This is a genomic window from Pseudotabrizicola formosa, from assembly GCF_002900965.1.
Lineage (GTDB): Bacteria > Pseudomonadota > Alphaproteobacteria > Rhodobacterales > Rhodobacteraceae > Pseudotabrizicola > Pseudotabrizicola formosa.
The window spans coordinates 50,469-58,842 of sequence record NZ_PJOM01000008.1; the positions used below are offsets into that span (position 1 = coordinate 50,469).

The 8,374-nt window shown below is 60.9% G+C and carries 7 protein-coding genes and 3 pseudogenes; 6 read left to right on the forward strand and 4 right to left on the reverse strand.

Annotated features, from left to right (window positions below; genetic code table 11):
* Positions 1–512 precede the first annotated feature (512 nt).
* From CXR43_RS17415 to CXR43_RS17425, 3 genes are all read left to right on the forward strand, one after another.
* Complete coding sequence (locus tag CXR43_RS17415; RefSeq protein ID WP_103336492.1) at positions 513–1,682, forward strand: nucleotide sugar dehydrogenase; 1,170 nt, start codon at positions 513–515, stop codon at positions 1,680–1,682.
* A gap of 114 nt (positions 1,683–1,796) precedes the next feature.
* Entirely contained in the window at positions 1,797–2,465 is a 669-nt protein-coding gene (locus CXR43_RS17420) for a rhomboid family intramembrane serine protease (RefSeq protein WP_103336494.1), read from the forward strand.
* A 444-nt stretch (positions 2,466–2,909) separates the two neighbouring features.
* A complete protein-coding gene (locus CXR43_RS17425) occupies positions 2,910–3,104 on the forward strand; it encodes a hypothetical protein (RefSeq protein ID WP_103336497.1) in 195 nt (64 codons plus the stop codon).
* 196 nt (positions 3,105–3,300) lie between these two features.
* On the opposite strand, the gene CXR43_RS17430 is transcribed toward CXR43_RS17425, so the two are convergent.
* On the reverse strand, positions 3,301–4,512 hold the full coding sequence (locus CXR43_RS17430) for a response regulator (RefSeq protein WP_146036558.1): 1,212 nt from the start codon (positions 4,510–4,512) through the stop codon (positions 3,301–3,303).
* Between the two features lie 204 nt (positions 4,513–4,716).
* The gene (locus CXR43_RS17435) at positions 4,717–5,106 is read right to left on the reverse strand and encodes a hypothetical protein (RefSeq protein ID WP_103336503.1); all 390 of its coding nucleotides are present in this window, start codon (positions 5,104–5,106) and stop codon (positions 4,717–4,719) included.
* A 281-nt stretch (positions 5,107–5,387) separates the two neighbouring features.
* Here CXR43_RS17435 and CXR43_RS18280 point away from each other — a divergent pair.
* The 3 genes and pseudogenes from CXR43_RS18280 to CXR43_RS17445 all read left to right on the forward strand — a co-directional run.
* Positions 5,388–5,453: pseudogene (locus CXR43_RS18280) on the forward strand (hypothetical protein); the annotation flags it as partial.
* An 82-nt stretch (positions 5,454–5,535) separates the two neighbouring features.
* Positions 5,536–6,009: pseudogene (locus CXR43_RS17440) on the forward strand (IS3 family transposase); the annotation flags it as partial.
* A 170-nt stretch (positions 6,010–6,179) separates the two neighbouring features.
* A complete protein-coding gene (locus tag CXR43_RS17445; protein WP_103336506.1) occupies positions 6,180–7,472 on the forward strand; it encodes a tyrosine-type recombinase/integrase in 1,293 nt (430 codons plus the stop codon).
* A 201-nt stretch (positions 7,473–7,673) separates the two neighbouring features.
* On the opposite strand, the pseudogene CXR43_RS17450 reads toward CXR43_RS17445, so the two are convergent.
* Both CXR43_RS17450 and CXR43_RS17455 read right to left on the reverse strand, forming a co-directional pair.
* A pseudogene (locus CXR43_RS17450) lies at positions 7,674–7,916 on the reverse strand (IS3 family transposase); the annotation flags it as partial.
* A 197-nt stretch (positions 7,917–8,113) separates the two neighbouring features.
* A partial coding sequence (locus CXR43_RS17455) for an integrase core domain-containing protein (RefSeq protein ID WP_146036559.1) occupies positions 8,114–8,374 on the reverse strand: 261 nt, incomplete at its 5' end.

Sequence of the window (8,374 nt, forward strand, 5' to 3'; positions counted from 1 at the left end):
GTCAAAATCCCATGATTCCGCGCCTTATCGCGGTGCAATATACGCGCGCGCGCCCAGCCGGGCAAGCCTGTGCCCCCGCCGCCAACCCCCTGCCCGGCTCCGACCGCGCTTGTCCGTCTGCGCCGGGGCAGGGCGCAGGGCCTGCATTTCTTTTCAGCCTTCCTCTTGCCCAGAGCATGGCCGATGGCGTTCATTTGCCCGGGGTCTGCCTGCCGGTCGGCGGCAAAAAGATCTTCTTGCTTGACCCGCACCGGTCAACATGGCTGGTACCGCCTATGGCAGCTTTGACCTGACCCGTTGCGTGATCCGGACAGGGGAGTTGAAACAGCCGGTGTTGCGGGTTCGGACGGCGCGGCGGGCGCCAGAAGCGGCACCGGTGCGTTTTACCCCTGATCGGTCCACAGAGCGCCGGGGCCAGTGCGCCTGCCTGATGCGGCATCCGCCGCGCCCTGCAAGATCTGCCGCAAAGCGCCCCTGCAACCGGGGAGAGCGACCATCAAGGAGCGTCAAGAGTGTCGAAAATCGTTGTCGTCGGACTGGGCTATGTCGGCCTGTCAAATGCCATCCTGCTGGCGCGCCAGAACGAGGTCGTTGCGGTCGATGTGATGCAGGCCAAGGTCGACAGGATCAATGCCGGCACCTCCACGATCATCGATCCGGAATGCGAAGACTATCTGGCAAAGGGTGGCCTGAACCTGAGCGCAACCACCGATGCCGCAACGGCTTATCGGGGTGCCGATTACATCGTGATCGCCGCGCCCACGAATTATGACGTGCAAACCAACCGCTTTGACACCAGTGCTGTGGAATCGGTGATCCGCGACGCGATGCAGCATGCGCCGGAGGCGCTGATGGTCATCAAATCCACCATTCCGGTCGGCTATACCCAGGCCACCAGCGCCGCCCTTGGCACCAAAAACCTGATCTTCAGCCCCGAATTCCTGCGCGAAGGCCGCGCGCTCTATGACAACCTGCACCCCAGCCGCATCGTGGTGGGGGAAGACAGCCCGCGGGGGGCCGCCTTTGCCGACCTCTTGCGCCGCGCGGCCCTGAAGGCGGATGTGCCGGTGCTGCTGACCGGCCCGGCCGAGGCCGAGGCGATCAAGCTCTTTGCCAATACCTACCTTGCGATGCGGGTCGCCTATGTGAACGAGCTGGACAGCTATGCCCTGTCGCGCGGGCTCGACAGCCGCCAGATCATCGAAGGCATCGGGCATGATCCGCGCATCGGCATGCATTACAACAACCCCTCCTTCGGCTATGGTGGCTATTGCCTGCCCAAGGATACCAAGCAACTGCTGGCCAATTACAACGAGGTGCCGCAGACCCTGATCCGCGCCATTGTCGACGCCAATGCGACCCGCAAGGATTTCATCGCCGACACCATCTTGCAGCGCAATCCGCAGGTGGTGGGGGTCTACCGGCTGACGATGAAGACCGGGTCGGACAATTTCCGCGACAGTTCCATTCAGGGCATCATGAAGCGGATCAAGGCCAAGGGGATCGAGCTGATCATCTATGAACCCAGCCTTGAGGCGGCAGAGTTCTTCCGCTCGCCGGTGATCCGCGATCTGGCCGCGTTCAAATCCCGCGCCGATGTGATCATCGCCAACCGTCACACGGCAGAACTGGCCGATGTGACGGACAAGGTCTTTACCCGCGACATCTTCGGGTCGGACTGAGCTTTTGCTTGCGGACCTGCCCCGTATCAGGCACCGCTTAAGGCCTGTCGCGTTTCATCCGAACCGGATACCCCTGACCGCGACAGGCTTGAGGGCAAACAGAGGCCAGGACGCATGACACCGGGCACAGAGCCGCCACAGATCCCGGAAGACCCTGTGGAAAAGGCCTGGCACATCCCTGCCCTGCTGGCGCTGTTCGGGCTCTGCCTGCTGCCCGAACTGGTGCTGTCGGGGGCCGACTGGGGGCTGTGGGGCAGCCCGCGCTGGCGGATGCGGGCGCTGCAATATGCCGGGTTCTGGGCCGGGCTTTTGGACAACTGGCGCCCGCACTATGCGCTGCAACCCGGCACCATGTTTCTGACCTATGGCTTTCTGCATGCCGGAGCCCTGCATTTCGCCGTCAACATGGCCACCCTGTTCTCGCTTGGCCCCAGCCTGATCGGCCGCTTCGGACAGCGCTGGTTCTTGCTGCTCTACGCCCTGTCGATCCTTGGCGGTGCCATCGGCTTTGCGCTGCTGTCGTCGCAGGTGCAGCCGATGGTGGGGGCCTCGGGGGCGTTGTTCGGCCTGGCCGGGGCCCATGTGGGCCTGCACGCGCGCGAACGGCGGCACACCAAAGACACGCTGGTGCCGGTGGCCAAGGCGGTGCTGGGGCTGATGGCGCTGAACCTGGTGCTGTGGTGGGCGATGAACGGCCAATTGGCCTGGGAAACCCATCTGGGCGGCTTTGTCGCCGGCTGGATCGCCGCCGTGGTCATTGACCGTCGGCTGGGCCCGCTCTGAACGGCCCGGCTGATCCGGCACCGGTGCCGGGGCCCGCGTGCCAGAACCGCCGTTTTCGGTGCATCGTTTACGTTTTGTAAACGACTACGCCCCAAACTGCTGCCGGACAGGACTCTGACGGCACGGCCCTTGCACCACGCCACAGGACCGAAAAACCGGGTCTGGCGTTGGCAGGCCGCTGTTCCAAAGGGTCCGACGTCGATCGGCGCAAAACCGGGCAAACCCCGGCGCGCGCGCAAATGTGACGGGCAATCGCTTTTTGGCCCGGCCAAAACGGGGTATCGTTTCCAGAAAGGCCAAGACCCAAGGGGTAAACCGGCGCAAAGCAGAGAGATCTGCACCCTGGATATGCTGCCGGGCCGCCTTGCCACGCTGTGACCCGCGTTCTGCCTTTTTCGCGCCACAAGGCGGCGGGTAAATGCATCAAGAAGGAAAAAAGGATCTATGCAAGTGTTGGCTCTGCTCGCTCTCGCCCTTTACACGGTCATCGCGGTCTTCTCGGTCTACATGACCTTTCAGGAACGCCGCCGCGCCGGATCTGCTGGCGTGGTCTACACGCTGGGCGGCTATGTGCTGTGCCTGATCTGGCCCCTGACCGTCCTCGCCATCCTGATCTCCCCCCGCCTGCGCGCGGCCTGAGCGGCCCTGTGGTCGCGGGATCCGGTCGCGGGACGGCAACGCCCCTTTCCCCCGAACAGACATCGCTCAACCGCGCGACGGAACGGCCCGCGGCACCTTCTCCAGACAGCTGAACCTGTCCCCGGATCAGGTTCGCCGCTGCGACAGCAAAAAGGGGGGCCATGGCCCCCCTTTGGCATTCGCTTTGTGCAGCCCCTTATGACCGCAGGCCACCAAAGGCGCGGGCCACTGTCTTGCGGCCGGCCGCGCGGCTGGCCGAGAGGCGCAGGGCGCTGTCGATGGCGGTTTTGGCGCGCAGGGTGCGGTTTGATCCGGGGCGGACCGCCATGCCGACATTGATGGTCAGCGCAGAGGCCAGAGTCGCGCCGCTTTGCATGCGCAACGCATCCTCGATGCTGCGTTCCAGCGCCGAAGGATCGGGCATGTTGGTGCTGTTGGACACCACGATGAACTGCCCGTCGCCGGCATAAGACATCACGCAAGGCTGCTGGGCAAAGGCGGCGGTCACGGCACCCACCACAGGGGCCAGGTCCACCGGCCCCTCGGCCTCATGTTCCACCCCGACCGCCAGAACATAGGCGCCCGACAGCGCCACGCCCGAGAGGCGGACCAGATAGTTCTGCAAGGCGGCATGCTCGATCAGGGTCTCGACCCCGGCCATCGCGCCGGGGGCCGGCACGACCCAGTCTTCATCCTCGCGCAGCGCAGCCTTGGCGGCAGCGCCCGCCTGATCGGCCTGCTCCATCTGCGCCTGCAGGATCTTGTCCTGAACATTGCGCAGGCAGGTGCCGAAGGCGATCACGTCAAAGGGTTTGGAGATGTAATCCGACGCCCCGGCGCGGAAGGCGCGGTCCAGATGATCCAGATCCTTCATCGCCGTCAGCATGATGATCGGCGTGTCGCGATAGGCCGCGATCTGGCGGATGCGGCCACAGAGCTCGATCCCGTCGATGCCCGGCATGTTGATGTCCAGCAGCAGGCAGTCATAGGGGCGGAACGACTGTTCCAGGATCGACAGCGCCTGCGCGCCCGAGCTGGAAATCGTGGTATCGGCGCAGCCCACCTCGGCCGCGATGCGCGGGATCAGACCCAGGATGATCGGATCGTCATCCACCGCCAGAATCCGCATCCCGCCTTGTGCCAGAAAGGCCTGCGGTTCGGCGGCCGCGCTCACCGGGTCGCTGACAGATCCGGGGGCAGGATCGGCCGCCGACAGGTCCTGCGGATCTTCTGCGCGGCCCGCCGCTTTTTCGCCAATAATCATCGGTATCACGGCGGCGACCAGAACCGAGGCCGCGCCCACCAGACTGTAGAGCATCAGGGCAAACCAGAAGGACGCGCCCATGAACAGGGCGGTTGCAAAGCTCAAAGCTCCAGCCAGAATGCCGATGGCTACGAAAGCGATCATTTTCTTGGTCACCCTTACAGTCGTGTTCAATCAGGGACAGCATCAAAGATACCTTTCCCAACCGTTAGGGGAGCAGTAGGGCAAAATAATGGCAGGCGCGGGGCAGGCCTGATTTCCGCACCAAGGGGGTCCGGGCGGGGCAAAAGTGCCCTGGCACCGGCCCGCGCAATCTTGCGGGCTGTCCGGCGCGCCCCGGCCGGGATTTTATCGTCCGAACAGCCGGAAGATCCGCCGCTTTCGCGGAGGGGGGCCGGTCAGCAGGGCGGTGGCCTGCTGGCGCCAGCGGTCGCGGTCTTCGCGCAGATCGGCGATCAGGCTGTCCTTTTCTGCCAACCGCGCCTGGGCCGCGTCCAGCCGGGCCTGCACCTCGCGCAGCGCCGCCTCCGCACCGCTGTCTTCCGGGGGGCGCGCAGAGGCGGGTTTGTGTTCGGTATAGACCCTGCGGGGGTAGATCCGGTGCAGCTCGGACGGGTCGATGTGAAACATGCCGGTTGCATCCTTCCGCGCCGCAATACGCCCGCTTTTTATGGCGGCACAGATCGTCGACCTTGATTTTCCGGTGGCCTGTTCGGCCTCGCCCAAGGTGTACACCATACACTACTCCTGTCACTCACACGGCACACGCACACAACCGCGATTTTGACCGGTTTGCCGCTCTGCGTCCAGTGAGCTACCCCCCAAAAAAATCGGACAGTGACGAAAGCTATGATCTGAAGTCTGCTGGTCTCCAAGAATGAATAGCCCCTAGATTTGTAGACGCCTTGCTTGGTAATTTTGGAAGCAAGGAGGACGAAATGTCCGGAGCCAAATTCACAGACGCGTTCAAGCGCGATGCGGTGGCCTAGGTCGAGGATCGGGGCTACCCGGTGCGCGAGGTGGCCGAGCGATTGGGGGTCAGCACCAAGTCGATCTACACATGGCAGAAGCAGTTTTCGCGGCCCGCAAAGGTGATCCAAGAGGTGGATGCGCAAGCTGACGAGATCCGGCGGTTGAAGCGGGATCTGCTGCGGGTCACAGATATCCACCTACATCCGCACCCACGAGGGCTTCCTTTATCTCGCAGTCGTCATCGATCTGTTTTCTCGGCGCGTTGTTGGGTGGTCCATGCAAGGCCGCACATATACCGATTTGCCGTTGCAAGCCCTGTTGATGGCTGTCTGGCGCCGCAAACCGAAGACCAAAGTCCAGGTGCATCCCGACCAAGGCTCACAGTTCACCAGCTATGAGTGGCAGGCGTTCCTCGAACAGCACAATCTGACGCAAAGCATGAGCCGACGCGGCAACTGCTGGGACAACGCCGTCGCCGAAAACTTCTTCAACCTGCTCAAACGCGAACGCATCCGCCGCAGAAAGCATAAAACCCGCCAAGAAGCCCGCCAGGACGTGTTCGACTACATTGAGTTCTTCTACGACCCGCAGCGCAAACACGTTAGGTACGGAATGCTGTCGCCGATCGCATTCGAGCAGCAGCAAAAACTGAAGCTGAACGGTGACTAGGAAACTAAGGGCTATTCAGACTGTCGTAGCCCAAAAACTGACCGGAGAGGATGTCTTTGACGCCCAATTGGCTTTAGGTCTTTTAGCTGTCGCTTTGGCCCACATACTCACAGAGCGTAAACATTTTGCAAGACGAAACGCGGTTGCGGCTCCAACTCTCAGGAAAAAGAATGCCTTCAAAGCGCTACATGAATGCAGGCCTCTTTCGAAGAGGCACTGGTTGGAGCCTGCGGCGCAACGTGCCAAAGCGCTATGCAGGAATCGAAACACGAACCGAAATCTGGATGGCACTGTCAGCCCGTTCGGAAGCAGCGGCGCGCAAGGAAGCGGAAGGCCACTGGCGCCGTCTTCTTAGTGAGTGGGAAAATCGATTAAAGGATCAGCCCGTACCTTTCGAGATGTCTCGCCGGAAAATGGGTGAGTATGCCCGCAAGCTTGGCTTTTCCTACGTGTCGGCCGAAAACGTTGCGAAGCTTCCAACCGATGAGTTCGAACGTCGTACCGATTTCGTCATGGCCAGCGAAGCAAACGGTCTCGACATGATGACCACTGCAACCGCGATTTTGGGAGGACTAAAGTCACCTCAGAAGCTGTCGCATGTCCTTGCTGCATTCTATGAGTCAGAGCGCATTGCACACCTCCACATGAGTTCTGCCCAGCTCAGACAGTACCGCAACAGCTACAACCTTCCCATTCATCGCCTGATCAACCACTTTGGCGACATCGATATCCAGCAGATCAGCGAACAAGACTTTGCCGAGGTTGTATATGAAATCTGGCCAAACGAGGGCGATTCAGGCATCCAACCCCGCACGGTGAATGGCCGTCTTTACCGGCTGCGGAAGATTTTCCGGACTGCCAAGTTCTTTCATGGAACCAAGCTTCCATTCGACGTTCAGACCTTTATTGCGCGTCAAAGTCCGGGCTTGGGGCGACCTTACTTTTCCACCGAATGGATCCGGGATCGTATTCTTGCTCCGGGCAGCTTGTCAGGATTAGACAGCGCGCACCGCTGCATCATGTTGGCACTGATCGACACAGGCATGCGGATAATGGAAGCGGCCAATCTGATGCCGGACGAAATCCTCCTGGATGGACCCATTCCGTATCTCCATCTCCAGGGGGCATTTCGGCCGCTGAAGACCAAGAATGCCTACCGCATGATCCCGTTGACCAAAGTCAGCTTGGAAGCGTTTCAGGCGCACCGGCAAGGGTTTCCCACCTTACGCGACGATGCTGGCCTATCTGGTCGGCTTAACCGCTACCTCACCAAGGCCGGTTTGAGGGAAACGCCGCATCACACCCTGCACAGCTTTCGCCATGCGTACTCAATGCGACTGGCCCGTGCCGGGGTTAATGAGTCAATGATTGCCGAGCTGATGGGACATAAGAGCGCGCGCGGGTATGGACGCGGGTCGCCTCTGGAGCTGCGTCACAAGTATGCAATCCTAGCCGCGATTTGAGAAAGCATATATATATCTCTAGCACAAGGCATATTATGACAACAATACACTGATTAAAAACATTAATATGAAAAAAATTGCTACGCTTTTGGCTACGTTTTTCCGCCAGGGTTCATGATACACTGATCGCAGTCAGGAGTAAGGCAGCGATTCCAAGTCCGTTCACCTCCCACGCTCTATGCCCGCTCAGGGGCGATCCCCGGTAATCCCGTTCTCACGCATCCGGCGACCCACGCGGCAGTGCCCTACATCAATACCGACGTCCTTCAGCTCTTCGATCATTCGTGGCCTGCCGTAGCTGCCCAAGTGCAGACGCAACTGTTCCTTGAAATAGGCCAGAACGACCATATCAAGACGATGCCTGCGGCTAGACGGGCGGCTGCGGAAGGCCCGCAAATCACGGGGCCTGACATTCATGACCTGACACAACCGGTCGATCGGGAAGTCTGCTGATTACCACTGAGATTTAACCTAGCAACATCAGAAATTGTCGTTGAGAATTGACCCCTGTGCAGCATTGCTCCGACTTGAACCAGCTGGAGGCAAATGAAGTGATCGACATGGGATTTTTGAAAGTTATCAGGACATGGGCGCTGCAAGACAAGATGCCGTCGCCACACAACTGACGTTGCCCCCAACTTTTATCCAGCGTGAGCGAGACTCCTGGTTTGAGTTTTGCCCATTTGGGCGGGTTGGGCAACGGGGGCTGGCGCGGAGCTTTGTGGATTGCGCAGCGTCAGGCCCCGTTGCGGGGTGAAGGTCAGGGCGAACTCGGCAGGCGTCTGCCAGCGGAGTCGCGAGTGGGGGCGTTCGGTGTTGTAGTCGGTGCGCCAGGCGGCAAGCGTGACGCGGGCATGGTGCAGAGATGGGAACAGGGTCTCGTTCAATAGCTCATCTCGCAG

Excerpts from the sequence above, each read along its gene's own strand:
- CXR43_RS17420 (WP_103336494.1), top strand. The coding sequence starts at position 1,797 with ATGACACCGGGCACAGAGCCGCCACAGATCCCGGAAGACCCTGTGGAA.
- CXR43_RS17435 (WP_103336503.1), bottom strand. The coding sequence starts at position 5,106 with ATGGTGTACACCTTGGGCGAGGCCGAACAGGCCACCGGAAAATCAAGG.
- CXR43_RS17430 (WP_146036558.1), bottom strand. The coding sequence starts at position 4,512 with ATGATCGCTTTCGTAGCCATCGGCATTCTGGCTGGAGCTTTGAGCTTT.
- CXR43_RS17445 (WP_103336506.1), top strand. The coding sequence starts at position 6,180 with ATGCCTTCAAAGCGCTACATGAATGCAGGCCTCTTTCGAAGAGGCACT.
- CXR43_RS17425 (WP_103336497.1), top strand. The coding sequence starts at position 2,910 with ATGCAAGTGTTGGCTCTGCTCGCTCTCGCCCTTTACACGGTCATCGCG.